The 25870-nt window shown below is 60.3% G+C and carries 21 protein-coding genes and 2 pseudogenes; 5 read left to right on the top strand and 18 right to left on the bottom strand.

Features of this window, described 5'->3' with window-relative positions; all coding sequences use genetic code 11:
* Positions 1-92 precede the first annotated feature (92 nt).
* From E2K80_RS12250 to E2K80_RS12215, 8 genes are all read right to left on the bottom strand, one after another.
* Complete coding sequence (locus E2K80_RS12250) at positions 93-1112, bottom strand: YeiH family protein (protein ID WP_238475528.1); 1020 nt, start codon at positions 1110-1112, stop codon at positions 93-95.
* Positions 1099-2415: a histidinol dehydrogenase gene (gene hisD / locus E2K80_RS12245; protein ID WP_135376607.1), complete on the bottom strand. Its 1317-nt coding sequence runs from the start codon at positions 2413-2415 to the stop codon at positions 1099-1101. Before hisD ends, E2K80_RS12250 begins: the two co-directional genes overlap by 14 nt.
* An 8-nt stretch (positions 2416-2423) precedes the next feature.
* A complete protein-coding gene (locus E2K80_RS12240) occupies positions 2424-3308 on the bottom strand; it encodes an ABC transporter permease subunit (protein WP_135375260.1) in 885 nt (294 codons plus the stop codon).
* Positions 3305-4093 (bottom strand): taurine ABC transporter ATP-binding protein, encoded by a 789-nt coding sequence (locus tag E2K80_RS12235; protein WP_135375259.1) that lies wholly within the window; start codon positions 4091-4093, stop codon positions 3305-3307. Before E2K80_RS12235 ends, E2K80_RS12240 begins: the two co-directional genes overlap by 4 nt.
* A 65-nt stretch (positions 4094-4158) precedes the next feature.
* Positions 4159-5148 (bottom strand): taurine ABC transporter substrate-binding protein, encoded by a 990-nt coding sequence (locus tag E2K80_RS12230; protein ID WP_210405382.1) that lies wholly within the window; start codon positions 5146-5148, stop codon positions 4159-4161.
* A gap of 73 nt (positions 5149-5221) precedes the next feature.
* Positions 5222-5923, bottom strand: a complete 702-nt coding sequence (locus tag E2K80_RS12225) for an aspartate/glutamate racemase family protein (protein WP_135375258.1) — start codon at positions 5921-5923, stop codon at positions 5222-5224.
* Complete coding sequence (locus E2K80_RS12220; RefSeq protein WP_135375257.1) at positions 5920-7125, bottom strand: DegT/DnrJ/EryC1/StrS family aminotransferase; 1206 nt, start codon at positions 7123-7125, stop codon at positions 5920-5922. Before E2K80_RS12220 ends, E2K80_RS12225 begins: the two co-directional genes overlap by 4 nt.
* Before the next feature lie 2 nt (positions 7126-7127).
* Entirely contained in the window at positions 7128-8150 is a 1023-nt protein-coding gene (locus E2K80_RS12215; protein WP_135375256.1) for a D-cysteine desulfhydrase, read from the bottom strand.
* A 112-nt stretch (positions 8151-8262) separates the two neighbouring features.
* Here E2K80_RS12215 and E2K80_RS12210 point away from each other — a divergent pair, with 112 nt between their 5' ends.
* Positions 8263-9165, top strand: a complete 903-nt coding sequence (locus tag E2K80_RS12210) for a LysR family transcriptional regulator (RefSeq protein ID WP_135375255.1) — start codon at positions 8263-8265, stop codon at positions 9163-9165.
* A 28-nt stretch (positions 9166-9193) separates the two neighbouring features.
* On the opposite strand, the pseudogene E2K80_RS12205 reads toward E2K80_RS12210, so the two are convergent.
* From E2K80_RS12205 to E2K80_RS12180, 6 genes and pseudogenes are all read right to left on the bottom strand, one after another.
* Positions 9194-9372, bottom strand: a pseudogene (locus tag E2K80_RS12205) (transposase); the annotation flags it as partial.
* Positions 9373-9438: 66 nt separating this feature from the next.
* On the bottom strand, positions 9439-11616 hold the full coding sequence (locus E2K80_RS12200) for an arylsulfatase (protein ID WP_210405381.1): 2178 nt from the start codon (positions 11614-11616) through the stop codon (positions 9439-9441).
* A gap of 85 nt (positions 11617-11701) precedes the next feature.
* Entirely contained in the window at positions 11702-12529 is an 828-nt protein-coding gene (locus tag E2K80_RS12195) for an ABC transporter permease (RefSeq protein WP_210405380.1), read from the bottom strand.
* A 4-nt stretch (positions 12530-12533) separates the two neighbouring features.
* Complete coding sequence (locus tag E2K80_RS12190; RefSeq protein ID WP_135375253.1) at positions 12534-13343, bottom strand: ABC transporter ATP-binding protein; 810 nt, start codon at positions 13341-13343, stop codon at positions 12534-12536.
* Positions 13340-14335, bottom strand: coding sequence for an ABC transporter substrate-binding protein (locus tag E2K80_RS12185; protein WP_135375252.1), 996 nt, complete (start codon positions 14333-14335; stop codon positions 13340-13342). Before E2K80_RS12185 ends, E2K80_RS12190 begins: the two co-directional genes overlap by 4 nt.
* A 155-nt stretch (positions 14336-14490) precedes the next feature.
* A complete protein-coding gene (locus tag E2K80_RS12180) occupies positions 14491-15432 on the bottom strand; it encodes a LysR family transcriptional regulator (RefSeq protein WP_135375251.1) in 942 nt (313 codons plus the stop codon).
* Positions 15433-15651: 219 nt separating this feature from the next.
* On the opposite strand from E2K80_RS12180, the gene E2K80_RS12175 reads away from it, so the two are divergent.
* Complete coding sequence (locus tag E2K80_RS12175) at positions 15652-17856, top strand: arylsulfatase (protein WP_135375250.1); 2205 nt, start codon at positions 15652-15654, stop codon at positions 17854-17856.
* A gap of 206 nt (positions 17857-18062) precedes the next feature.
* Here E2K80_RS12175 and E2K80_RS12170 read toward each other — a convergent pair whose 3' ends face one another.
* Genes E2K80_RS12170 through E2K80_RS12160 form a run of 3 tightly spaced genes read right to left on the bottom strand, consistent with a single transcriptional unit; the run spans position 18063 to position 20927 of the window.
* Positions 18063-19376, bottom strand: coding sequence for a TRAP transporter large permease (locus tag E2K80_RS12170; protein WP_135375249.1), 1314 nt, complete (start codon positions 19374-19376; stop codon positions 18063-18065).
* A complete protein-coding gene (locus tag E2K80_RS12165; RefSeq protein ID WP_135375248.1) occupies positions 19369-19866 on the bottom strand; it encodes a TRAP transporter small permease in 498 nt (165 codons plus the stop codon). Before E2K80_RS12165 ends, E2K80_RS12170 begins: the two co-directional genes overlap by 8 nt.
* A gap of 53 nt (positions 19867-19919) precedes the next feature.
* On the bottom strand, positions 19920-20927 hold the full coding sequence (locus E2K80_RS12160) for a TRAP transporter substrate-binding protein (RefSeq protein WP_135375247.1): 1008 nt from the start codon (positions 20925-20927) through the stop codon (positions 19920-19922).
* A 55-nt stretch (positions 20928-20982) separates the two neighbouring features.
* Here E2K80_RS12160 and E2K80_RS12155 point away from each other — a divergent pair, with 55 nt between their 5' ends.
* From E2K80_RS12155 to E2K80_RS12145, 3 genes and pseudogenes are all read left to right on the top strand, one after another.
* Complete coding sequence (locus tag E2K80_RS12155) at positions 20983-21552, top strand: MarR family winged helix-turn-helix transcriptional regulator (RefSeq protein WP_238475527.1); 570 nt, start codon at positions 20983-20985, stop codon at positions 21550-21552.
* A gap of 71 nt (positions 21553-21623) precedes the next feature.
* Positions 21624-23776: pseudogene (locus tag E2K80_RS12150) on the top strand (thiamine pyrophosphate-dependent enzyme).
* Entirely contained in the window at positions 23773-25281 is a 1509-nt protein-coding gene (locus tag E2K80_RS12145; RefSeq protein WP_238475526.1) for an indolepyruvate oxidoreductase subunit beta family protein, read from the top strand. The pseudogene E2K80_RS12150 and the gene E2K80_RS12145 overlap by 4 nt, the downstream one beginning before the upstream one ends.
* Here E2K80_RS12145 and E2K80_RS12140 read toward each other — a convergent pair.
* Entirely contained in the window at positions 25232-25678 is a 447-nt protein-coding gene (locus E2K80_RS12140; RefSeq protein WP_135375245.1) for a MarR family winged helix-turn-helix transcriptional regulator, read from the bottom strand. The genes E2K80_RS12145 and E2K80_RS12140 overlap by 50 nt on opposite strands.
* Positions 25679-25870 lie beyond the last annotated feature (192 nt).

Below are 25870 nucleotides of genomic sequence, written 5' to 3'. Positions count from 1 at the left end.
AAGGGCGCGGGCGATGCCCTTTGCCCTTTGCAGGTCTGTTTGCAAAATTCTGTCCCATGCCTCAGGGCCTGATATGATCGGTAAGGGCAGGGTTACCCCAGAAACATCCAGGCAAATCCAAGCGCCAGGGCCAGCAGGGTCAGGGTTTCGACGCCGATAATGATCATCCGGCGCGGGCCGTTGGCGAATATCTGGTCAAGCGAGGTTTTGACCCCCAGGGCGGCAATTGCGGTCAGCAGCATAAAGCGTGAGATGTCGTTGACCGTGACGATCAGGGTCTCGGGCAGGGGCAGGATGCTGCGCAGGATCATCAGCAGAGTGAAGACGACGACGAACCAGGGCAGACCGATGGCACCACCGGTCTCGCGCCGGAATGACAATGCCACCGCGATCAGCACAACCGGCAACAACGCGACACGCTGCAATTTGGTGACAGTTGCCACATCGCCCGCCACCTCGCTGACGGAATAGCCCGCACCGACCACCTGGGCCACATCATGGATCGTGGCGCCAATCAGATACCCGCTTTCGGTCTCGGTCAGCCCAAGGGTTGAAAACAGGACAGGGTAAAGCACCATCGCCAGGGTCGACATTGCCGTAACACCGACAACGGTCAGCAGCACATCTTCCTCTTTCACATGCCGTTTCGGCAGAACCGCCGCAATGGCCAGCGCCGCCGAGGCGCCGCAGATCGCAACAGCCCCGCCCGACAGAAACCCGAAGGCCAGCGGTCGGCGGAACAGCCGGGCAATCCCCACGCCGGCGGCAAGGGTCAGGGGCACAAGTACCAGGATGCCGATCACCGGTGCCCAGCCAAGGGCGGCCACATCGGCGAAGGTCAGACGCAGGCCCAGAAGGGCAACGCCGATCCGAAGCACGGTTTTCGACGCAAATGTGATGCCGGGTTCGGCCCGTTCGTCACTGGCAAGAAAATGGAACGCCATGCCGATCAGAAGCGCAAACAGCATCGCCGGCGCGCCGTAATGTTCCGACAGGAAGCTGGCCGCCAGGGCGATTGTCCCCGCGATCAGCAGGCCGCCCTTGGTGGTCTGGCACCAGTCCCGCATCTGCGCGCATCCGCCCCGGACAGTCAGACCTTCAAGCCGCATCATCGGCAGGGCTGAGATCGAACAGCTCTTCGGGGAAGAATTTGGCCAGCCGGATATCGGCGGTGCGGGCGTGGCCTTCCATCCCTTCCAGCCGGGAAATCCGCGCTGTGGCCACCGCAAGATCGCGTGAGGCATTGCGTGTGGCCCGTTGCCAGGTGACGGTTTTCAGGAATTTATGCACCGATAAGCCGCCGGTATAGCGCCCCGCCCCGGAGGTGGGCAGCACATGGTTGGGGCCGGAACATTTGTCACCGAAGGCCACGGTGGTTTCCTCGCCCAGAAACAGCGAGCCATAGGCCTGAAGACGCCCCAGCCACCAGTCAAGATCGGCGGCCTGCACATGCAGATGTTCGGGCGCATACTCATCCGCCACATCGGCCATCCCGGCGGCATCCTCGCAAAGGATCACTTCCGCATAATCGGCCCATGCGGCGCGGGCATTTGTGGCATTCAGCTCTGGCAGGTCGTTGATCATACCGGGCACCAGCTGCATCACCCGGTCTGCCAGGGCGCGATCCGACGTGACCAGCCAGACAGGGGAGTTATAGCCGTGTTCGGCCTGACCCACGAGATCCCAGGCCACAAGATCTGGGTCGGCGGTCTGGTCGGCGATGACCATCGAATCCGTTGGCCCGGCGAACATGTCGATGCCGACCTGGCCGTAAAGAATGCGTTTGGCCTCGGCCACATACTGGTTGCCGGGCCCGACCAGAATATCGGCCCTGGGCAGGCCGAACAGACCGTTGGCCATGGCCGCCACGCCCTGCACGCCGCCCAGGTTCAAAATCACATCTGCGCCGCAAAGATCCATCGCATACAGGATCGCGGCGGGAATGCCCTCGCCCGGGCGGGGCGGTGAGCAGGCCGCGATATGGGGCACACCTGCGGCCTTGGCGGTGGTGATGGTCATGATTGCGCTGGCGATATGGCTGTAACGTCCGCCGGGGACATAACAGCCTGCCGCCGAAACCGGGATCTGGCGCTGGCCAGCGGTCAGACCCGGCAATATCTCGATATTGCAATCGGTTGTGGTTGCGCGCTGTGCCTCTGCAAAGCGCCGGATATTGTCATGGGCAAAGCGGATATCGTCTTTCAGCTTTTGCGGCACCTGCGCGGCGGCGGATGTGATTGCCTCGGGCGAGACGATGATCTCCCCCTCCCATTTGTCGAATTCGCGGGCATAGCGGCGCACCGCGTCATCCCCGCCCTGCGCGATTTCACCCAGGATTTTTTCAACCGATACACGCACATCAGGCTGATCGCTTTCGGCTGTGCGCGCGGCTTTTTTCAGATAGGTCTTTGGCATTTCATCACTCACATACGGCCCTTCCAGGGCACGACTTTGCGCTCAATCCAGCGCATCAAAAGGTCAAAAGCATAGGCAATCGCGGCGATCACGATGATCCCCATGATGACCGTGGATGTCTGCAAAAACTGCGAGGCAGACAGAACCATATACCCAAGGCCTTCGGTTGCCGCGACCATTTCGGCAGCGACCAGCGTTGTCCAGCCAAAACCGATGCCGATGCGCATCGCGGTCAGGATTTCAGGCAGGGCTGAGGGCAGAATGACATGGCGCATCACCTGCCATCGGCTGGCCCCGAAGGAATAGGCCGCGTGGATCTGTTCAATCGCCGCCGATTTCACGCCGGAACGGGCGCCAAGGGCCACGGGCGCGAAAACCGACAGGAAGATCAGCAACACTTTCGAGGTCTCGCCAATCCCGAACCAGATGATCATCAGCGGCAGATAGGCCAGTGGCGGGATCGGGCGGTAGAATTCAATCGGCGGGTCGAAAAGGCCGCGCATGATCGGGCTCATCCCCATGGCCAGACCCAGTGGAATGCCGATCAGACAGGCCAGCAGGAAAGCCCCGAACACGCGCGCGGTCGAGACGGCCATATGTTCAAGGAAGGGTGTGTTGGTAAAACCGTTCTGCCACACATCGGCGAATTTGGCGATGACCGCGCCGGGGGAGGGCACGAAAAGCGGCCGGACCCAGCCCATGGCGGTGACCAGCCACCAGATAAAGATCAGAAACGCGATGGACCCAAGCGAAAGCCAGAGCGTATCGCCCTGACCGGGCACACCATAGGTTTCACCGGGCTTGGTGGGCCGTGCCCGGGCGATCCGCCCAAAAATGCCGGGCTGCGGGGCGGGTTCTGCCCCGGGCGTTGTGGTGGCGGGGTGATCAGTCATGCCGCGGCCTCCTCATCGGCGAAGATGATTTCCAGCACCTCTTCGCGCAGGTCGATAAATTCGGGGGAGGCTTTTACATGGCGCGCGGTTTCGCCCGCCAGAAACCGCCGCGAAAATGGCAGATCGAACCGATGTGCGATCCGGCCCGGCCGGGGCGACATCACGATCAGCTTGGTGCCCATGAATAGGGCTTCCTCAACCGAATGAGTGATGAAAAAGACCGATTTATGAGTTTCGTTCCAGATATTCAGGATCAACTCCTGCGCCTTTTCCCGGGTCAGGGCATCCAGCGCGCCAAGCGGTTCGTCCATCAACAGAACCTTCGGGTCGCAGGTCAGGGCGCGGGCAATGCCGACGCGTTGCTGCATCCCGCCGGACAGCTTGTAGACGGGTGATTTCTGGAACCCGTCAAGCCCCAGAAGGGCCGTGAATTTCTCTGCGATTTCATAGCGTTCGGTGTTGGAAACCGCCTGCATCTTCAGCCCGAAAGCAACATTGTCGATCACGTTCAGCCAGGGGAGCAGAGCGTGTTTCTGAAACACGACGGACCGGTCGGCGCCGGGGCCTGTGACCGGGCGTTCATCCAGCAGGATATCACCGCTTGAGGGCGCCAGAAACCCGGCGATCAGGTTCAGCAGCGTGGATTTCCCACAGCCCGACGCGCCAAGTGCGACCACGAAATCATCATTCTCGATGCTGAGGTCGATCTTTTGCAGCGCCTGAACCGGCGGGCGACCATCCGCAGCAGGAAAGATCACCGATGCGTCGTTGATTGTGAGGCCCATACGCGTTTCCATCCGATGAGAGGGTCCGGCCCCGATGCCAATGGCGCCGGGACCGGGAGGGAAGTTTACTGAACCGCCGCTTCGGCGATCGAGGTGCTTACAAAACCCGAATACTCATCGGCCACCGCGTCGATCCGGCCTGCCGATTGCAGGAAGGTCGCCGTTGCCAGCATGGTATCCGCAGCACTGCCCAGCCAGGTCGGGCTCAACTGATCGGCCAGCGGGATGAAGGCGAACCCTTCCAGAATACCCGGCACCTGTGAGGCATCGGCCCCGGTCTGTTCAGCGATGGCGATCACCGGCGCGCTGTCGGCAGTCCAGGCTGCGGGGTCTGCCAGATAGGCCCCGTTTGCAGCATCCATCGTGGCCGCAAAGGCGGCAAGACCATCGGCATGGTCCGCCGCAAATCCGGTGTTCACCACCCAGCCGTCAAATGTGGGGAACCCCCATTCGGCGGTCTGGTCCGCGCCCACCAGAAGCGTGCCGTTTTCGCTGATCTGGGACTGGACCGGCTGCCAGATAAAGGCGGCGTCAATCGCATCCTGCTGCCAGGCGGCGGCGATCTGATCGGGCGGCATGTTCAGGATGGTCAGTTCATCCTCGCCAATGCCCGCCTGATCCAGCGCGCCCATCAATGAGAAATGCGCGGTCGACCCCACAGGCACAGCCACACGTTTGCCGCGCAGATCCTCCAGCGTTTCGATCCCTGCGCCGTCGCGCACGATCAGGCTTTCGGCCTCACCAATGACCTGGGCCAGCATGAACAGTTGCAGATCAACCCCGCTGGAGGTCGCAATTGCCAGGGGGGATGACCCAAGTTCGGCCACCTGAATATCGCCCGAGGCCATGGCCGCGATCACATCGGTGCCCGATGCAAATTGACGCCATTCGATGGTCCAGCCGGTGGCGGCATCGAAATCGCCGGCGGCGCGGGCCACCTGCATCGGTGTGGGGTTGCCGAAATGACCGATGGTCACATCCTCGGCCAGGGCGCCGCTTGCAGTGATGGCCATGGTCGCGGCGCTGAGCATCAGGCGTTTTGTCATACGTTTCATATTATTCTCTCCTCTGTTGTTTTGTTCCCCGGATACGAAACCCGGTGGCGTCTCTTTGTTCAAACCATTTACCTTAATGCTCGTCCTCCGTGCTGTGTGAAAAGGCGACGATGGCCTCTACAAGAACGTCAAGAGTGTCGACCCTCTTGGCACCCTCTGCAAGGACATCGGCAATCAGTGAGAATTCTGTGCAGGCAATAAGTTGAACACATGCCTTTGAATTAAGCAGAGTGTGAGAGGCTGCATGAAGCGTCGCGCGGGCGGTTTCTGTCGGGCCCGCAGCCTTTATGCTGCGGATCGCGGTCAGCAAAGCGGTTTCATCAGACGCATAGACCGGTGTCAGACCGGCCTTTGCCAAAGCGGCGTCAAACAGACCGACCTGCCGCACTGCCGGTGATGCAAGAATACCCACGCGGCCGTCAGCACCTGCCAGATCCCGCGCTTTCGCCACGGACAAGGCCACCATATCCAGAAACGGTACGCTGGTCGCGGCCTGAACGGCGCCTGCGTAATGATGCGCGGTGTTGCAGGGCATCGCCAGCGCCTCGGCGCCCGCGGCCTGCAATTTCTGCGCCATCCCGACCAGAACCGGGGCCGGGTCTGCGCCGGTGCCGTCGATCAGCCGTTTGATGCGAGAGGGCACCTGCGGGTTCTGATCGACCAGAAGCGGAATATGATCCGCATCATCTTCGGCAGATACGGCGGCGATAACCTTCTGCATCAGCAGAACCGTCGCCTCGGGGCCCATGCCTCCCAGAATGCCCACAGGTCTCATGCGGCGGCCCTGCTCAGGTCTGCGGCCACATCCAGAATATGCGCGGCGATCAGATCACACTCTTCAAGGCTAAAGGTCAGCGGCAGGCGCATGTCAAAAAGGCCCGCCAGAATACGGTCGGTCCCGGGCAGGTTCTGGGCAGGGGCGTAGCGCCAGCTTTGATGGGAAGAGGTGAAGCCCACAGGCTCTGCCGCGCCGAACCATTTCAAGTCAACCCCCAGGGCAGCGGTGGCCTCAAGGAAGGCGCGGGCCATGTCATCGGGCAGCCCCGGTACGAAAAACTGGATTGAGGAGCCGACATAGGCCTCCGCGACCGGGCGTTTGGGCAGGCGCAGCGCCGGGTGCCCCGACAGATGTGCCGCAACCCGGTCATAGCGTGCGTTCCATTGGATGATGGCATCGTCCAGCCCAGCCAATTGCGGCCGCAGAATCGCGGCGCGCAGATTGTCCATCCGCGCCGACAGGTTGGGCATTTCAAACCGGATATCGCGATAGGCTTCCGCACCCGGCCCGGCACCATGATGGGCGTAATGCATATAAGAGCCTGACAGCATCGTGGCACGGGCCATGAACGCTGCATCATCCGAGGTCAGAAACCCGCCTTCGCCTGAATTCATGTGTTTGTAGGTCTGGGTCGAGAAGCAGCCTGCCAGGCCGAAATTTCCCGACCTCTGGCCATTCCATCTGGCCCCCATCGTATGGGCGCAATCCTCGATCACGGTCAGACCTGCGGCCCGGGCGATCTGCATCAGCCGGTCCATATCCGCCAGATGCCCGCGCATGTTGGACAACAGCAGATGGCGCGCGCCTGAGTGCTGCGCCTTTGCGGCCAGATCGGCGAGGTCGATCACAAGGTCACCGGTGATTTCAACCAGAACCGGCTCTGCCCCCAATGCGGCAATCGCGCCGGGAACCGGGGCCAGTGTGAACGCATTGGTCAGCACCTTGTCGCCCGGCGTGACCCCGGCGGCGCGCAGGGCGATCTGCATGGCCTGCCCGCCCGAGGCGAGGGCCAGACAAAAGGCAGCCCCCTGCCAATCCGCATAGGCCCGTTCCAGCGCCACCACCTCGGGTGTCTCGCCCGGCGCGATGTTATAGCGGTGCAGGCGCCCCGACCGCATCACATCGAGCGCGGCTGCAATCCCGGCTTCGGGGATCGGCGCCTGTTGGGTGAAGCTGCCGGTGAAAGCCGCCCTTGCCATGTTTACTCGGCCGCCATCGGCGCGCGGTCAGAGGCCAGAACCTGATCATAGCCAAACAGGCCCGCCGATCCGCCCGTATGCAGGAACACAATGCGCTCGCCTTTCTTGAATTTGCCCTTGCGGCAATAGTCAATCAGCCCTGCGGCGCCTTTGCCGGAATAGACCGGATCCAGAAGGATACCTTCCAGTTCGGCGAACATGCGGATCGCCTCGATCGTGTCATCGCGCGGAATGCCGTAGCCGGTGCCGACATAGCTGGTATCGGCCATCACATCCTCGCGCTGGACAACGCCGGGGCAGCCCAGTTTCTCGGCGGTTTTGACCGCCAGATCATAGACCATCTGTTCCTGTTTCGGCTGCGGCGCACGGGTGCCGAAGCCCAGAAGAGGAATACCCGCGTTGAGCGCTTTCAGCCCGACGACCAACCCAGCCTGTGTGCCCGAAGACCCGGTTGCATGGACCAGACGGTCAATCACCATCCCGCTGGTGTTGACCTGGTTCAGCAGTTCCATGGCACAGTTCACATAGCCCAGGGCACCGGTGGGGTTCGACCCGCCGCCGGGAATGGTGAAAACCTTTTTGCCATCCGCGCGCATCGCTTCGGCGGCCTTTTCCATCTCGCCGGGCATGTCATGCCCGTTGGGGAATTTCTCGGTTGTGGCTCCATGCAGATGGTCCAGCAGGACATTGCCATTATCGTTGTAATTATGGTCCTGATAGCCGGTGCGGTCTTCCAGAAGGATATGGCATTTCATGCCAAGCTTGGACGCAAAGGCAGCGGTCTGCCGGGCGTGGTTTGACTGGGTCGCGCCCTGGGTCATCACTATATCGGCACCCATCGCCTCGGCCTCGGCCATCAGGAATTCCAGCTTGCGGGTCTTGTTGCCGCCGGTGGACAAACCGGTGCAGTCATCGCGCTTGATCCAGATCTCAGGCCCGCCCAGTTCTTTCGACAGACGGTCAAGCCGTTCCAGCGGGGTTGGCAGATGGGCCAGAAAGATGCGGGGGAAGCGGGCGAGGTGCATTGTGATGTCCTTCAGCAGATGACTTGCGCCACAGACGTAGCGAGCCATGTTTCTCAAGGCAAATTCAAAATAGTTGATATAATATGCAGAATACGCAAGTTATGAGGTGAAAATGCGCTTGGAATGGCTTGAAGATATTCTTTCTGTTGCAGAAACCGGGTCTTTTAGCGAGGCTGCGGAACGGCGCGGATTGACCCAGTCGGCGTTTTCCCGCCGGATCAGAAACATCGAGGATTATGTGGGCGTTGAATTGTTCGACCGGTCCCACAAACCGGTGCAGCTCAGCCCGGTGGCGGAGGATCAAAGCCGCCAGATCGCCCGCGCCGCCATCGCCCTGCGCCAGCTTGCCAATGATCTGAGACTGGGGGACCGCCGCAGCACCAACCGCGTTGTGATCGCCAGCCAGCATGCGCTGACCACGGGGCTGACGCCGGGGATCATCCAGGCGGTGCAAACCTACCAGAAAGACATTTTTGTCCGTCTCCGCTCGGCCAATCTGGATGAATGCTATGCGCTGCTTCTCAGCCGTCAGGCGGATATCGCGCTTGTCTATCAGGTGCCCGGTGCGGATCAGCGGATCGAGGCCGATTATATCGAGACAATGGCCGCAGGTGCGGACCGGTTGATCCCGATCAGCGCGGCGGGGCTGGCCACAGAGATCGGGGCCGGACAGAGCTTTGCCGATCTGCCGGTCATCGCCTATCCCGGCCGGGTGTTTCTGGGTCAGGTGCTGGAGCAGGCGATCTTTTCGCAGCTGGGCAGTGAGGTTCATATCGTGCCGCAGGTTGAAACAGCGCTGACCCTGGCGGCGATGGAGCTTGCCGTTGCCGGTGTCGGCGTGGCCTGGGTGCCCGCTTCATTGTGCAAAGACCATGTCCTGCGCGGCAGGCTGGTGGACCTGTCGCAATATTTGCCGGCCTGCGATCTGTCCGTGGTGGCGATACGCCTCGCAGGCCGCTCGGGCCAGGCGGAAGACGTGTTCTGGGAACTGCTGACCGCGCTGCATGAGGGGTAGGCAAGGGGCGGCTTTTTCCGAATATTGTCAGCGTCCAGCGCCGGAACCGGCGATACATGCTCGACCATTTGCCGGACTCATCCGGCAGGTCGCTCCAGGGAGCACCTGTTCTTGCAATCCAGAAAATCCCATGGCGCGAACGATCAGGATGAAGTGTTCAAAGAGCTTCCACCCCTCGTCCGACATCAGGTCTCGGGCCAAGCGGATCTCTATACCAGATACCAGCTTGAGTCAGACCTGCGGGCCGGTGTGAATCCCTTTTGTCAACACGGCCTAATCGACATGCGGGTTCGGGGGTTTGGTCGGACTGTCATTGTCGATCTCGAATTCCACCCTTTTCAAGATGCCGTTGAACGGCGACGCGCCGGTGAGGCGGTCGGATACCGGTGGCAGCCCGCCCCGGCCTATGAACACAGGGCCGAGGGTCGGGCGGAGGAGCATCTGCGTGAAATCGCGGGAGACCAGTTCACGGTCGTCGAGAAGGAGCGTCCCTTTCCCCTGCAATTTCCCGGTTCTTTCAAACGCAAATGTCAGGCGGGCCGCACCGGTCAGATCCAGCGGATCGCTGGTCAGGTGAACCTGTACGCCGCAGGCATTGTAGACATAGGTCAGGCAATCATCCTTTAAGAACAGCGCATATCCGCCGCCGCAATTCCCATTGCTAACCAAAGTCCCCGTGTTGCCGGGCTGAAGGATGACATCGGCCGAGATGCGATGGGACCGGTCGCCCGTGCGCGGGGCGGTGGCATTCGGCACCATTTTGACTTCCGGATAAAAGACAAAGTGACCGCGCCCGGAAATGCCACCGGGCTTTGAGACGGGGCGAAACCGCACCTCGCGATCATCCAGCGGCATGACATCATAGCGCCCGGCCTCGGCCCACCAGCGTTCGCGCAATTCGGCGAGCTTTGCGGGCTCGTCCCGCGCCAGATTGCGGGTTTCGTTGAAATCCTCGGTGAGGTTGTAAAGCTCCCAGTCATCGGCTTCGAAATCTTCGCCCTTGGTGTGATTGGTGACCGCCTTCCAGCCTTTGTGCCAGATGCCACGATGACCGAACATTTCAAAATACTGGGTTTCCTTGCGGCTTTCATCCTCCGGGGCGGTGAAAGTATAGGCGAAGGATGTGCCATGTACCGGCATCTGCGGGATACCTTTATGGGTCTCGGGCGCGGTGACCCCGCAAAGCTCCAGAACCGTGGGCGTCACATCAACCACATGGTGGAACTGGTGGCAGATCTGCCCGCGCGCGGCGATCCCGTCGGGCCAGGACACGATCAGCGGGTCACGCACGCCCCCGCCATGGGTGTAGGATTTATAAAGCCGCAAAGGTGTGTTTGACGCCTGCGCCCAGCCCCAGGGGTAATTGCCGAAATAGCGCGGGCCGCCAATGTCGTCATAGCCCTCCAGATTGGCCTTGGTACTGTCGGGGATCTGGTTGAACCGTCGAATGACATTCGTGGTTCCGACCGGGCCGCAATCATTTGAGGCGCCGTTATCCGAGATCAGAACAAAGAGCGTATTGTCGAGCCGGCCAAGCCGGTCCAGATAGGCGACCAGGCGCCCGAACTGGGCATCGGTGTAATCCAGAAAACCGGCATAGGCCTGTTGCATCCGAACGGCGACCTTTCGCGTGTCCGGGTCCAGATCGTCCCAGCGATCCACCTGTGGGTTGTTGGGCGGCAGCCTGGTGTCTTCCGGAACAAGCCCCATATCCTTTTGCCGCGCCAGCCGCTGTTCGCGGATCACGTCCCAGCCGACGTCATAGACACCGTCATAGCGGGCCATCCACTCCGCCCCGACCTGATGCGGAAAATGGCCCGCTGAAAAGGCAAGGTTCAAAAAAAACGGCACCTCCGGCGTCATCGAGCTTTGCGCGCCGATCATGGTGATCGCCTGATCAATCATATCGGCGGTCAGGTGATAGCCGTTTTCGGGCAGGTCGGGCGGGTCGACCGGGTGGTTATCCTCGATCAGCTCGGGATGGTATTGATCCGTGCTGCCATTCATGAAGCCGTAAAACCGCTGAAACCCGCGCCCCAGCGGCCATTGATCGAAGGGGCCGGCGGCACTGGTTTCTTCCACCTGGGCAAGGTGCCATTTGCCCACGGCAAACGTGCTGTAGCCTTCGCCCCCCAGCATTTCGGCGACCGTTGCCGCCCGGTGCGTGATACATCCCCGGCCACTGGGATAGCCAAAATCGAAATTCGCCAGAAACCGCATGCCGACGGAATGGTGGTTGCGGCCGGTCAGCAAAGACGCCCGCGTGGGCGAACACATGGTTGTGGTGTGGAAATTCGAATAGCGCACACCCGTTTCCGCCAGCCGGTCGAAATGCGGTGTGCGGATTTCCGAACCGTAGCACCCCAGATCCGCATAGCCGACATCGTCCAGAATGACATAGACGATGTTGGGGCTGCCGGGTGTGGGGCGCTTTGGCATGTCAAAGGACATGTCCGCCTCGTGATAGGTTCGGCCCAGCCTCTGGGACGGCGCAGATCGTGACATCACTTAGCCTGTGAATTCTTGCAGGGCCGGATCAGAATGACTCTCCCGTGTTCCAGCGAATGACGCGGGTCTCCAGCCAGGATACGATTGCAAAGCCAGCGATGGCCAGGGTCGACGCGGTCAGGATCGTTGCAAAAAGCCGGGGCGTGTTGAAGTCGAACATGCTTTGCAAAAGCAGGTATCCAATGCCCTGGTTTGCGCCGATCCACTCGCCCACAATCGCCCCCAGCACACACATGGTGACCGAGATTTTCAGGGCCGAGAAAATATAGGGAAGCGCCGCGTAATAGCGGACGCGCCGAAAGGTCTCGGTCTTTGAGGCCGACAGGACATGCATCAGTTCCAGCAATTGCGGCGATACGGACCGAAACCCCCTGACGGCGTTCACAAGGGTCGGGAAAAAGCAGATCAGCGCCGCAACCGCGACTTTCGGCTCAATCCCGTTGCCCAACATGATTTTCAGCACCGGAGCGATGGCGACAATCGGGATCGTTTTGATCAGGATGGCAACCGGGTAGTACAGCTCCTCGATCGTCTTGTTATACACGAATGCCAGCGCGACAAGCAGGGCCACGGTGTTGCCCAGCAGGAACCCAAGAAACGCTTCGATGATCGTGGGCACGGCATTTGTGGCCAGCAAACCGGCATCCGCATAAAGCGTTTGCACGACCACGATGGGCGAGGGGATGAGATAGCTTGGCACGGAAAAGACCGTCACGATCAGCTGCCAGAATATCAGGGCCGAGGACAGCCCCAGAAACCCCATGATCGCAACCCGCGCCGGGCCTTCCTCGGGCAGTGCAAAGGCCGGTTTCCCGGATTTTTCGGCTGTGTCAGAGGCGATCTCGTTCAGCGTCATGGGGTTATCCTTCATCCAACATGGCCCGTAACCTGGCAACAAGCACACCAAGTTCGGGCGCATCCTTCAGGCCGATATCGCGTTCATCGGGCAGGTCGATATCCAGGATGCCGCCGATCCGGCTGGGGCGGCGGCTCATCACCACAACCTTTTGCGAGACAAAGGCCGCTTCCTGCAAGGAATGCGTGACAAAGACGATGGTCGTGCCGCTTTGCCGCCAGATGCGCAGCAACTCGACATTCAGTGCATCCCGCACCAGTTCATCAAGCGCGCCGAAGGGTTCGTCCATCAACAGCACCCGCGGCTTGGTGACAAGCGCCCGGGCGATGGCAACGCGCTGCCGCATCCCGCCCGACAGCTGCGAGGGATAGGCGTCTGCGAAGCCATCAAGCTCCACCAGTTCAAGCGCCTCCACCGGGTCCATTATGTCCGAACCACCTGCCGTTGCGGGGCCAACCTCGAAGGGCAGCTTCACGTTTTCCAGAACCGTCGCCCAGGGCATCAGCACGGATTGCTGAAAGACCATGGAAAACTGTCTTTTTCGCCGCGCCTCGCCGGGGGGCGCGCCAAAGATCGCGACCTCCCCCGTGGTGGGCGGCAAAATATCCGCGATCACCCGCAAAAGCGTGGATTTTCCGCAGCCGGAATGTCCGATCAGCGAGACGAAAGCGCCCTCTGCAATGTCCAATGACACATGGTCAATGGCAGAGACTTTCTTGGGCCCGGACCCAAACGTGACCGAAATATCCTGAAGGTGGATCGCCGCATCATCCTCGCGCGTGGCGGGTACGGCTGATGCGGCGGAGGGGGTCATCGTTTGGTGCGATCAGTCGCTGCAAGGATTGATCCGTCAAAGACATCCACTGCGGACAAGCTGCTTTCGATTTCGCCAATCGACGCATAGGTATCAAGCGTCTGCTGCCAGCGTGCCTCAGACACGTTGCCCCAGCCGAACTCAAGCGTCTCGTCGGTGTAGATATAGTTGTCGAGCGACATGTTCAGGGACTGCAACTGAAGATCGGCGTCCAGCGCGGGCGCATAGGCCACCAGTGCCGCGGCGGCCTCTTCCCGGTGGTCGGCCACCCAGCTCCACGCTGTGTCGGTGACCTCAAGGAAGGTTTTGAGCATCTCGGCATCATTGGCGAGGGTTTCATCCTTGGCGATGTAATAATTGGACTGGAACTGAAGCCCGTTATCCCAGATTGTCTGTGTGTTGACGCCGCCCGGATGGGCCAGCACAGGGGCAAGTTGCGCCACATTGGTTGGCCAGCTTGCCACCACATCCACCTGATCCTGAAGCAGCCCCGGAATGCGTGACTGGACAAAGGTGATATCATCCATCGTGAGACCCACATTGGCCAGAAGGGCCCGGATCTGCGGGATTGCGCCCTGGCCCGCGCCGATACGCCTGCCAGCCCAGTCGCTGACGGTTTCGATCCCGGCTTCCTTAAAGGAATAGAAGGTCAATGGTGCCTTCTGAAAGCTTGCCGCGAAGGATTTCAGAGGCAGCCCACGGTTGGCCGAATACATGATCTGTGGCGCATAGCCGATGGAAATGTCGGAGGTGCCGCTGAGAAGCTCCTGAATCGCGTTGGAGCCGGGCCCGCCCGGCAGCAGGGTCACATCCAGCCCCGCCTCGCTGTAAAGACCTTGCGTCAGCGCCACGATCTCACCCGCCGACCCGGAATCAGGCAGCCAGGAAAGCTGGATGGCCAGGGGCGTGGCCTGAGCCAGCGCAGGTGTCGCAAGACCGCCAGCAGCAGTTGTCGCAAGGGTGGTGAGGAGGAAATCACGGCGGTTTAACATCTCAGGTCTCCGGCTGTTGGCAATATGTCTTTTGCCATGAGCCTAAATCAGCGTCGCGCAGTTTGCAGCATAACAAAATTAATGAACCCCATAAGACTTGGTTATGTTACAGTGGGCTGACCAAACTTGCGGCGCAAAATCCCGGGCTGTGCCTGCTATTTTGTCAGGCCTGAATCCGTTCCCAAATGGGACTTCAAAGACTCCGACATGATGTTCATCAAGCTGCGCAGATGCGGCACACGCTCCATTCCGTCGCGATGGACCAGGCCCATACCAAACGGTAACATATCCATGTCCATCTGCAAAGTTGTCAAGCCCTTGCCAATCGGGCTTGCGGTCAGCAGGCGGGTCTCGAACATCAGATATTTACCGGATCTCACCAACTCGGCGCAGGCAAAGATCGAGCCTGTTTCCACAGCAAATTTTGGCGGTGGCGCGCCTCTGGACCGAAAAACGGACAAAAGATGTGATGCGATTTCCTTTGATGGCTGAAAGGCCACGAACGGGTGGCCAGCGACGGCGGCACAGTCGATGATCCCGGGTCGTTCGAGCAGCGGGTGGTGCGGCGACGCCAGGATGCACATGTCGCTTTGCGCCAGGGCACGCACCGTGAACCCGGGCAACCGCGTGGACTGAAGCAACGCGCCTGCAAAAATGTCGATCCGGCCAAGCCGCAGATCGTCGGCAAGCTCATCCATGGATCCCGTCAGGACCCGCAGCCGGTGGTTCGGGTAAGTCGTGTGAAACTTTTCCGCAACCATGGGCAGGATCGCAGAGGCCCAGACCGGCCCCGCACCAATCGTCACCGCCGCTTCCTGTTCTCCCAATACATTGCGGATGTCCTGAAGCGCATGCTGGTACTCAAGCCCGATCACCTGTGCGCGTTCGTAGAAGAGCTTCCCCGCATCGGTCAGTTCCGACCCCGACGCGTGGCGCACGAACAGTTTGGTGCCCAGGATGTCTTCGAGCTTGTGAATGTTTTTGGACAAGGCCGGCTGCGATATCCGCAATCGCAGCGCCGCTTTTGAAATACCCTGCTCTTCGGCAGTCACAACAAACTGGCGCAGCAGCGTGAGGTTCGGGACTTCGAAGGGCAAGGGCTTCCATAACCAATTGGAATGGGTTTCGTAGGTCTAACTATTGGCGTGGCCCCTGTGATTGTCAAATACTGAGAGACGATTTCGCGGAGCGTCGATCCCCCTGACGTGCTGTCAACCTGCGATACAGGCCGTCGCGCGTTCCGCAAGTCACCTGGCGCATCTGCGTCCAATCCAGTTTCGCAGCGCAGCGGATCTGCCAACACAAGGCGCGATAGAATGACGGACTTCCCAGGCAAGATCGGTCGCACGGTGGACGAGTCGACCCCGTGGTGGCCAGGTGCTGCGGACAGCCTGCCGCCCAACATCGTCACCATTCTGTTCGACGATACAGGCTGGGCCGATTTCGGCTGCTTCGGGTCCGAGATCAGGACCCCGCATATCGACGCGCTTGCGGGGGACGGGTTGCGGTTCAATTCCTTTCATGTGACGCCGCTCTGTTCGCCGACGCGGGCCTGTCTTTTGACGGGCAAGAACCACCATCATGTCGGCATGCGCTGCCTGGCCGACACCGATACCGGCTTTCCCAATGGGCGCGGCACGGTCCGCAGCGATGTTCCGCTGCTGCCGGAACTGCTGCGGGATCAGGGCTTTGGCACTTATATGGTGGGCAAGTGGCATCTGACCCCCGCGCAAGAGGTGACGCCGGCCGGCCCCCACAAAAACTGGCCGGTCTCGCGCGGGTTTGACCGCTATTACGGGTTCCTGGGCGGCTGCACCGATCACTATACGCCCGAACTGATCCAGGACAATCACAGCATCGACCCGCCCGAAACCGAAGACTACCATTTAAGCGAAGATCTGGCGGACCGGGCGATTACCTATCTGCGCGATCACACCGCATTTCGCCGCACCTCCCCGTTCTTCCTGAACCTTTGCTTCGGGGCGACCCATGCCCCGATTCAGGTCGCCAAGGAGTTTATCGACCCCTATGTGCCGGTCTTTGAAAAGGGCTGGGACCAGACCCGCGAAGACCGTCTGGCGCGGCAAAAAGAGATGGGGCTTGTGCCCCAAGACACCGACCTTGTGCCCCGCAACCCCGAGGTGCCCGACTGGGACAGCCTCGATGCGGATGCCAGGCGGCTTTATACCCGGCTTCAGGCCGCCTATGCGGGGTTTCTGGAACATTCCGATGTGCAGATCGGTCGTTTGGTGGCGGAACTCAAGCGGCTCGACCTGTTTGATAACACCATTATCCTGGTGATGTCTGATAACGGCGCCAGCCGCGAAGGCGGAGACCATGGCGCGGTCGATTGCAACGCGCCCTATTCGGGGATGCCGGAAAGCGTCGCCGAGCAGATCAAGCGGATTGACGATATCGGCGGCCCGAATGGTCCGGCGCATTATCCGCAGGGCTGGGCGATGGCGGGCAACACGCCGTTTCGGCGCTACAAGCAGTTTGTCGAACTGGGCGGTGTCCGGTCGCCGCTTGTGGTGTCCTGGCCCCTGGGGCTGGACGCGCAAGGCGGCGGGATCCGCGACCAGTTCCTGCATGCCATCGACGTGGCGCCAACTCTGCTTGACATCATCGGTCAGCGCGATGCCGCCCCTTTTGACGGGGCCAGCTTTCGCTCCGCTTTGACCGACGCGGACACCCAAGCGCCGCGCAATACCCAGTATTGGGAGATGTTCGGGCGGCGGGCCGTCTATCATGACGGGTGGAAAGCCGTGTCCGAACATGACAAGGGCGATGACTATGCCGCCGATACCTGGCGGCTCTATGACACGCGCAGCGACTTTTCCGAATGCCATGACCTTGCGGCGGCACATCCCGACAGGCTGGCCGCGCTGCAGGATATCTGGTGGCAGGAGGCCGAGGCCAATGAGGTCATGCCGCTGGATGACCGGACGCTGGAGGATATTCTCGTCTTCCGTCAGCCGAATGGCCTGATGTCCCAGCAAAGCATCACGTTTTATTCCGGCCAGGGCCATGTCCCGCAGATCAGCATGGTGACAGCCACCGAGCGATCCATGGATATCACCGCCGCGCTGGTCCCGAGGTATGGCGGCGCCGAAGGCGTGCTTGTGTCATCGGGTGACGATCTGGGGGGGTATAGCCTGTATATCAAAGAGGGCGCGCTTCATTTCGAACATGTCTGGAGCAGAACGCGCATCATCGTTTCGGCAGCGCTGCCAGAGGTGTTCCAAACCTGTGGGGTCCGCATCTCAGTCGCGGGGGACAAGACGGCGGTTGCGACACTCGTTGCCGATGGCATAGAGCTTGAAAGCGGGTCCATCCCCCGCGTCTCCGGACATACCTCGTTCTGGGGCCTTGATGTCGGCCGCGACGCGGCCCGCCAGGTCAGCCAGGCCTATACAGGCCCCAACGCCTTCCCGGATGAGGCGCTTGACAAGGTGAACATCACCTTTCGATCGCCCATTGATCACGCGCACCTTGCCGCAACCGGGGTCGCCTGTGAGTGACATGGCGGATGGCCTGCCCGACAGAGCCGTCTTTGCATTTGCATTCTATGATGTGGGCCATAACGGAACAACTTTTGTTGTTTCAAGAGCATGAAATGGGCAAACCAAGCAGAAATAAACGATTTCTGCTCTATTCCGGCAGCCCTGCGCCTCATCACGCGAAAAAATCTGCCAAACTGACGGCATGGGTTTAAGGGGGCCTGACCCTACATTTGTCCCGGCAAGAACAGGACCACACCCGGCAGCAAAAGCAGGATCAGCAAACGGATGATATCAATGATCCAGAACGGCGTGACACCTTTGAAAATCGTCGCGGTCGAGACATCACCCACCACACCTTTGAGCACAAAGACGTTCAGCCCGACCGGCGGCGTGATCAATGAGATTTCGACAACGACCACAACAATAATCCCGAACCAGACCGGATCAAAGCCCAGCTGTGTCACCAGCGGAAAGAACACCGGCACGGTAAGCAACAGCATCGACAGGCTTTCGAAGACGCACCCCAGAACGATGTAGATGCCAAGGATCGCCGCCATCACCATAAAGGGCGTCAGGTCGTAGGAGGTGACCATTGCAAGCAACCCCTGCGGCAAGCCCGCGATATTGACGAAATTCGAGAACACCCAGGCACCGATCAAGACGGCAAACAGGGATGCCGTTGTGGTTGCTGTTTCCGTCAGCACGTCTTTGGTGTCGGCGAATGACAGACGCCCACGGGCCAACGCAATCAGAAAGGCGCCCATCGCCCCCATCCCGGCAGCTTCGGTTGGCGAGAAGGCAATGTTGAGCGGGTGAAAATCGAACACGCCGTAAAGCCCGCCGATCACCAGAAAGAACAACAACAAAACGGCCCAGACCTCGCTGAGGGCTTTGACGCGGCCGGGCCAGGGGGTTTTGTCTCCCGCCGGTCCTGCATTTGGGTCACGCCAGACGGTGAACCTCACGGCCGCGAGATACAGCACGATGCCAAGGACACCCGGTATGATGCCCGCGGCAAATAATTTGCCGACAGATGTTTCCGTCAACAGCCCGTAGATGACAAGGATCACGGAGGGCGGGATCAGGATGCCAAGCGTCCCGCCTGCGGCGATGGAAGCGGTGGCGAGCTTGTCGGAATACCCGAAACGACGCATTTCAGGCATCGCAACCTTGGACATGGTCGCCGCAGTGGCCAGCGATGATCCCGACATCGCGGCAAAGCCGCCGCAGGCCATGATTGTTGCCATTGCCAGCCCGCCGCGCAGATGGCCCAGAAATGCGTTGGAGGCGGCATAAAGCTCGCGGCTGATGCCCGCCTTGTTCACGAACAGCCCCATGAGAATAAACAGGGGCACAACCGACAGACCATAATTCTGGCTGGTGTCGATGATAAGCCGGGCGACCATCGAAACAGACGCGCGAAAGCTGGTTTCGAACATGAAGCCCAGCATGCCGACAAGACCCATCGCGAAAGCAATCGGGATGCGCAGCAAAACCAGACCAAGAACAGCCCCGAAACCAATGAACCCTTCAACCATGGGGGCGCGTCATAAGCTCGGGACGGACGGCGATGATGATGCCGCGCGCGATCAAGGCGGCGGCGGTTGCGGCGGTGAGGATCGAGATGAACCAGATCAGATAATGCACCGGCGCGTTCAGATATTCCATCACATCCCCATAAGACCGGCTGCGTTCGGCCAGCACCCAGATCCGTTGAGCAGGCCAGATCAACATGACACCACACAGAAGGCTGACGACAACGTCGCGCACCCGCGCAAGGTAATACCGCCTGAAGGTTTGATCCAGCAGATCGACGCTGATATGCACGCCGCGAAACGACATTAACGGCAATACGGAAAAAACGATGACGGCCATCAGCAGCCGTGTCAGATCAGCACCGGCCTGAATGGGGGCGTTGAAAATTGATCTCAGCATGACGTCCGAGAACGTCATGACCATCAGCGCAAACAGGGCGGTGCCCGAGACTGCGGCGGGCAATGTAATCAGAAGTTTGAGGATGTGGCGCATGTTCAAATACTGCTGTTGCCCCCCGCATGGCGAACCATGCGGGGGACGTGGCTTCAGTCGGCGGCCATTTCATCAATGACCATCTGGTAGGCGGCCTGTGCGTCGATCCCGGCCGCTTCAAGCTCTGCCAGAACATCGGCCGTCACGGCCTCGGTGATCACGGCAAAGGCGGCCTGATCTTCGTCGCTGGCCATGATTGTCATGGTGCCTTCACCCATATCGGCATACGCCAGACTGTCCGACAGATCCCACGCAGCGCCGGCCATACGGCTTGCGGCTTCGCCAAAGACGGCGTCAAGCTGGGCCTGAATCCCGGCCGGAAGACCCTCAAAGGTTTCCTGGCTCATGATGATCGCGAAAGACCCCCGATAAAACCCGCCGGGCATCTCGAACAGAACCGGGGCAACTTCGTTGAGCCGGAAGCCGATCCGCTCGCCCACATTCATGGCAACCGCGTCAGCCGCAGCGGACTCCAGTGTTTCATAGACCTGTGGTGCGGGCACGTTGATCCCGACAAGGCCAAGCTGTTCGCCGACATTGCCCGCAACGCCACCGCCAATCCGGGTTTTCAGGCCGTCGAAATCCGCAAGCGATTCAACTGGTTCGCGCAGGTGCATTTGGCCGGGGCCATGCGTGTTGAGCGCGATGACCCTGACACCGCGATGCTCGTCCAGTGCCGCAAGATGTTCTTCGAAGACGCGCCAATAGGCGACAGAGGCTGCTTCGGCATTGCCCTCATAGCCCGGCAATTCAATCAACTGAGTGCCGACGAAGCGACCCGGCTGATAGCCGTGGAAGATGATCGCGATATCCGCAGCGCCATCCTGAACAAGGTCCATCTGAGCAGGGGGCGGCGCAAGCCCGGCAACCAATTCACCGGTCACGGCCCCATCGGTCGCCTCTTCCATCATCTCAATCAGGCCACCAAAAATTTCGGTGTTGACGCCATGGCTTGGCGGTAACCATGTTGAAATCCGCAGATTGTGGTCCTGCGCGAAGGCCGGAGCGGCCAGTCCGGCGCTGGTTGCGATCGCAAATGCGAGCCCTTTCATATTCAACATCGTGGTATCCCCCTATCGGTTACAGTCTTGCCCGGGCAGAGCCCGATTATGTCTCATGTCACAAACTGTATGCAGATACATGTTTTATGTCTATAATAAATACCATCCGACCTCTCTCCTGCAGAAAGCCCTGAAAATGCCGTCTGATCTTGAACTTCCGTCTCTGCCGCAATCGACAGATGACATCACCGAGCTTGGGCTTTCATCGTTTGCGCCCTATCTGATGAACCGCATTCTGCGGCGCTACAACGCGCGCATGGATGAAGAGATTCGGGGGCACGGCTTGAACGTACCACGCTTGCGCGTCTTGGCGGCACTTGCAGCAGAAGGGCCGCAAACAATCAATAATCTGGCGGTTTTTGCGATTTCCGAACAATCGTCGATCAGCAGGTTATTGGATCAGATGGAAGCTGAGGGTCTGGTCTTGCGGCAAGTCAGCGAAAGTGACAGCCGGGCACGTATTGCCTCGCTGACGGAACTGGGACGTGACCGTTTTGAAGAAGCGTTTCCACTCATGCGCGGTGCGGAAGCGGATATGCTAACCGGGTTCAGCACTGCGGAACGCGCGTTGTTGATTGAACTGTTGCGCAGAATGATGAGCAATATCCGCCAGAACCCGATCTGATTCCGGCTTGACAGCACCAGCCCGTTCCTTGAATTATATATGCAAATACATATATACTGAGAGCTTGAAATATGGCCGAACGATCCTTTGCCGCCGAAGTCGAAGATCTTCGCAAGGGTGAGGGCGACACTTTCAAAGGGGAAGGCATTCTGGCGATCACAAAGGCGCTTCTGGAAAACGGCGTTGGATATGTGGGCGGCTATCAGGGGTCGCCGATCAGCCACTTGATGGATGTGCTGGCCGACGCTCAGGGGCTTTTGTCAGAACTGGGCGTTAAGTTTGAGGCCAGCGCATCAGAAGCATCCGCTGCTGCGATGTTGGCCGCGTCTGTACATTATCCGATCCGTGGGGCGGTGACGTTCAAATCAACCGTGGGCACAAATGTTGCGTCGGACGCGCTGGCCAATCTGGCATCCGGCGGTGTGACCGGCGGGGCGCTGGTGGTTGTGGGCGAAGACTATGGCGAAGGCTCCTCCATCATGCAGGAACGCAGCCACGCGTTTGCGATGAAAAGCCAGATCTGGCTTCTGGATCCCCGCCCGAACCTGCCAGCCATTGTGAAATCAGTTGGCGACGGTTTTGCTTTGTCCGAAGCTTCGAACACCCCTGTGATGCTGCAGGTGCGGATCAGATCCTGCCATATGACCGGCCAGTTCAAGACGCGCAACAACCTGCGCCCGGCCCTGACCGTGAAAGACGCGCTGGAAAACCCGCGCCGTGATCTCGACCGGATCGTGTTGCCGCCGGCCTCCTTCCTGCATGAACAGGAAAAGGTCACCAAACGGCGCCCCGCTGCGATCAATTTCATCCGTGACAATGGCCTGAACGAGAGTTTCGGGCCTGAACAGGGCTCCGTTGGGCTTGTGATACAGGGGGGATGTATAATGCCGTGATCCGGGCCCTGTCGGCGCTTGGGCTGGCGGATGATTACGGCAAAACCGACATTCCGCTGCATGTTCTGAACGTGACCTATCCACTGGTCGATGATGAGCTGACGGCGTTCTGCAATGGCAAAGACGCAGTTCTGATCGTCGAGGAAGGTCACCCCGATTACATCGAACAGGAAATCCGCGCGATCCTGCACAAGGCGGGCGCCACCACCCAAATCGCGGGCAAAGACCCGTTCCCCGAAGCGGGTGAGCTGACCGGACCGATCATGCGCGACGCAATTGGCGCGTTTCTAAGCGTTCACGCCCCGGCGCTGCTGAATGACAGGGATCGTGCGTCCAATCTGCCGCCCGTTCTGACATCGGATGTTCTGGCCGCGAACGTCCCGGCCCGGCCACCCAGCTTTTGCATTGGCTGCCCGGAACGGCCAATCTTTGCCGCCACGAAACTGGTGGAACAGGAGCTTGGGCCGCATCATATCGCCTCCGATATCGGCTGCCATCTGTTCTCGATCAACGCGCCTTTTGACATCGGGGCCACGACAATGGGCTATGGCCTTGGCCCGGCCTCCGCTGCGGCCCTGTCGGATAAAGACGCCAAGCGGCGGTCGATCTCGTTTCTCGGGGATGGCGGGTTCTGGCATAACGGGCTGGCGTCATCGGTCGGCAATGCGGTGTTCAACGAACATGACGGTGTGATTGTGATCGTCGACAACTACTATTCCGCCGCGACGGGCGGACAGGATATTCTATCCTCACGGGCCAAAAACGCGACAAAATCCACCAAACACCCGATCAGGAAAGCGGTCGAGGGCATGGGTGTGAAATGGGTGCGCCAGCTTGATCGCACCTATGACGTGGGGCAGATGCAACGCACCCTGACAGAGGCGCTGACCACCCCTGAGACCGGGCCCAAAGTCATCATTGCCTCATCTGAATGTATGCTGAACCGCCAGCGGCGCGAGAAACCTGCGCGGCGCAAGGCGGTGGCGGATGGCAAACGGATGCTGCGCACGCGGTTTGGTGTGGATGAGGATGTGTGCACCGGCGATCACGCCTGTATCCGCCTGTCGGGCTGTCCATCGCTTTCACTGAAAACGCTCGATGATCCGCTGCGCGATGATCCGGTGGCCGCGATTGATACCAATTGCGTGGGCTGCGGAAACTGCGGCGAGGTTGCGGATGCCGCTGTGCTTTGCCCCTCATTCTATCAGGCCGATCTGATCGAGAACCCCAACCGGGCCGATCAATGGCTGGGCCGGTTTCGGGGCCGTGTCAGCACGTGGTTGCAGAACAGACGTGCGGCCAGGCGCCTCACCTTTGGCGCAACCCGGTGAGTGACATCCTCAAAATCGCGATCCTTGCGGTTGGCGGGCAAGGCGGCGGCGTGCTGTCGGGATGGGTCGCGGCGCTGGCCGAAGCAAATGGCTATGTCGTGCAGGTTACATCGGTGGCAGGTGTGGCGCAGCGCACGGGGGCCACGATTTACTATATCGAAATGGCCCCGAAGGGCGCGCAGCAACCGGTTTTTGCCCTGTCCCCCACCCCGGGTGATATCGACGTGCTGATCGCCGCCGAGATCATGGAGGCCGGACGCGCCGCGCAACGTGGATTTCTCTCGCCGGACCGGACAACGCTTGTCACCTCGACCCACCGCATCCTGGCCGTGACGGAAAAGCAGGTGCCGGGCGACGGGCGTGGTGATGGATCTGCCGTTGAAAGCGAATTGCAGGCCTTTGCAAAAGCCATCGTGGCGTTCGACATGGAGCGCTTGGCGTTGGAGGCAGGCAGCTTTATCTCGGCAAGCCTGTTTGGCGGTCTGGCGCGCTCGGGTGCGCTGCCGTTTGCCGTTGACGCGTATCGCGCGATCCTGGAAGGCTCTGCAAAAGGTGCGGCCGCAAGCCTGCGCGCCTTTGATGCGGCGGTCGCCTATGTGCCCAACGCACCGGACCCCCAGGCGCCTGTGCCTGCAATCACCGGCCCCGATGCGGCAATGGCGGAGTGGCAGGCGATGACGGGCCGTATCAGCGCGATGTGCACAGATGCGCGCGCTGTTTTGCAGGCGGGATTGCAAAAGGTGGTTGATTATCAGGACCTTGCCTATGGTGCCGACTATCTGGACCGGGTCGGGGCGTTTCTGGGGCATTCCGAGACGCTGGATCGGGCGGCAGCGAAATATATCGCCAATGCGATGTGTTATGATGATCTGCCCCGCGTGGCCGACCTCAAGACGCGCGGCAGCCGCACAGACCGGCTTCGCAATGAACAGGAAATTCCCGATGGCAGCCTTGTTCGCGTGACCGAGTATTTTCACCCCCGGGCGGAGGAAGTCTGCGCCACACTGCCCCGCAGGCTGGGGGCGGCAATCGTGGCGCGGCCCTGGGCGATGCGCGGGCTTGGGTTGCTGTTTCGCAAGGGGCGACGGGTCCGCACCGATGGGGTCATTGGCTTTACAACGCTGTGGTGCGTCGCCGGTCTGCGACCATTCCGGCGGCTTCTGTTGCGCCATGAAACCGAAATGGCGCATCTGGATGCGCTGACCCGTCGGGCGCAAGGCTGTCTCCCGGAGAGGCCGGAACTGGCCGCCGAAATCCTGAGCTGTCAACGGCTGATCAAAGGCTATTCCGATACCCATGCACGCGGGCTGTCGCGGTTTGATCAGGTCATGGAAGGGCTGGATTTGGTCCTTGCGCGCACGGATGCTGCAGATTGGCTCCGCCGCATCCGAGAAGCCGCATTGGCCGATACGACAGGCGACCAACTGGCGGGCGCACTGGACACAGTGCGCAGTTTTACGCCCCCGGCTGCAACGCCTCCAGCAAGGCCTGCAACACCGGCTTGATCCGGGCCGCATCGGTGTCAGCCAGGCTGGCCAGCAGCCTGGCTTCCTGGGCGTTCGCTTTTGCAACAAGATCTTCGGCCAATGCCTTGCCTGCATCTGTCAGGGTCACGCGCACACGGCGGCGGTCCGCGGCATCCGAGATGCGGGATACCAATCCGCGCGTATCCATCTGGTCGATGGTCTTGGTCATGCGCGATTGTTCCAGCAGCGACAGACCGGCCAGTTCCGTCACCATCATCGGGTCACTGTCGATCAGACAGGCCAGCACGCGCCATTCCGGCACCCGTAGCCCTGTCGCGCGCACCTGCGCGTGAAAGTCCGCGCTCGCCTGCTCACTGGCGGCCGCCAACAGATACAGCAGGTAGCCATCAACAAAGCGGTCCCCTGGTTTGGTCATCTAAAATCCTCGCAACAGATGTCTTGACACGATTTATATGATATTTCATATATTTTAAATGGAGAAATCAATGGTCCCATATCGTATCGTTGAAAAAGTACCCGTCACGAGCCGTATCACTGCGTTTGCCTGCGCGCCAATACAAGGCCCTGTGCCGCAATGGTCGGCGGGCGCGCATGTTGATGTCGACCT

The organism is Rhodophyticola sp. CCM32 (genome assembly GCF_004751985.1).
Lineage (GTDB): Bacteria > Pseudomonadota > Alphaproteobacteria > Rhodobacterales > Rhodobacteraceae > Rhodophyticola.
This window is presented reverse-complemented; position numbering and strand designations above follow the sequence as displayed.

What these genes read in the sequence shown, in the direction of transcription:
- E2K80_RS12195 (WP_210405380.1), bottom strand. Translation starts at nt 12,529, where the DNA reads ATGACGCTGAACGAGATCGCCTCTGACACAGCCGAAAAATCCGGGAAA.
- hisD (WP_135376607.1), bottom strand. Translation starts at nt 2,415, where the DNA reads ATGCCAAAGACCTATCTGAAAAAAGCCGCGCGCACAGCCGAAAGCGAT.
- E2K80_RS12170 (WP_135375249.1), bottom strand. Translation starts at nt 19,376, where the DNA reads ATGGTTGAAGGGTTCATTGGTTTCGGGGCTGTTCTTGGTCTGGTTTTG.
- E2K80_RS12140 (WP_135375245.1), bottom strand. Translation starts at nt 25,678, where the DNA reads ATGACCAAACCAGGGGACCGCTTTGTTGATGGCTACCTGCTGTATCTG.
- E2K80_RS12185 (WP_135375252.1), bottom strand. Translation starts at nt 14,335, where the DNA reads ATGTTAAACCGCCGTGATTTCCTCCTCACCACCCTTGCGACAACTGCT.
- E2K80_RS12250 (WP_238475528.1), bottom strand. Translation starts at nt 1,112, where the DNA reads ATGATGCGGCTTGAAGGTCTGACTGTCCGGGGCGGATGCGCGCAGATG.
- E2K80_RS12210 (WP_135375255.1), top strand. Translation starts at nt 8,263, where the DNA reads ATGCGCTTGGAATGGCTTGAAGATATTCTTTCTGTTGCAGAAACCGGG.
- E2K80_RS12220 (WP_135375257.1), bottom strand. Translation starts at nt 7,125, where the DNA reads ATGGCAAGGGCGGCTTTCACCGGCAGCTTCACCCAACAGGCGCCGATC.
- E2K80_RS12175 (WP_135375250.1), top strand. Translation starts at nt 15,652, where the DNA reads ATGACGGACTTCCCAGGCAAGATCGGTCGCACGGTGGACGAGTCGACC.
- E2K80_RS12215 (WP_135375256.1), bottom strand. Translation starts at nt 8,150, where the DNA reads ATGCACCTCGCCCGCTTCCCCCGCATCTTTCTGGCCCATCTGCCAACC.
- E2K80_RS12160 (WP_135375247.1), bottom strand. Translation starts at nt 20,927, where the DNA reads ATGTTGAATATGAAAGGGCTCGCATTTGCGATCGCAACCAGCGCCGGA.
- E2K80_RS12190 (WP_135375253.1), bottom strand. Translation starts at nt 13,343, where the DNA reads ATGACCCCCTCCGCCGCATCAGCCGTACCCGCCACGCGCGAGGATGAT.
- E2K80_RS12225 (WP_135375258.1), bottom strand. Translation starts at nt 5,923, where the DNA reads ATGAGACCTGTGGGCATTCTGGGAGGCATGGGCCCCGAGGCGACGGTT.
- E2K80_RS12235 (WP_135375259.1), bottom strand. Translation starts at nt 4,093, where the DNA reads ATGGGCCTCACAATCAACGACGCATCGGTGATCTTTCCTGCTGCGGAT.
- E2K80_RS12230 (WP_210405382.1), bottom strand. Translation starts at nt 5,148, where the DNA reads ATGAAACGTATGACAAAACGCCTGATGCTCAGCGCCGCGACCATGGCC.
- E2K80_RS12165 (WP_135375248.1), bottom strand. Translation starts at nt 19,866, where the DNA reads ATGCGCCACATCCTCAAACTTCTGATTACATTGCCCGCCGCAGTCTCG.
- E2K80_RS12200 (WP_210405381.1), bottom strand. Translation starts at nt 11,616, where the DNA reads ATGTCCTTTGACATGCCAAAGCGCCCCACACCCGGCAGCCCCAACATC.
- E2K80_RS12240 (WP_135375260.1), bottom strand. Translation starts at nt 3,308, where the DNA reads ATGACTGATCACCCCGCCACCACAACGCCCGGGGCAGAACCCGCCCCG.
- E2K80_RS12155 (WP_238475527.1), top strand. Translation starts at nt 20,983, where the DNA reads ATGTCACAAACTGTATGCAGATACATGTTTTATGTCTATAATAAATAC.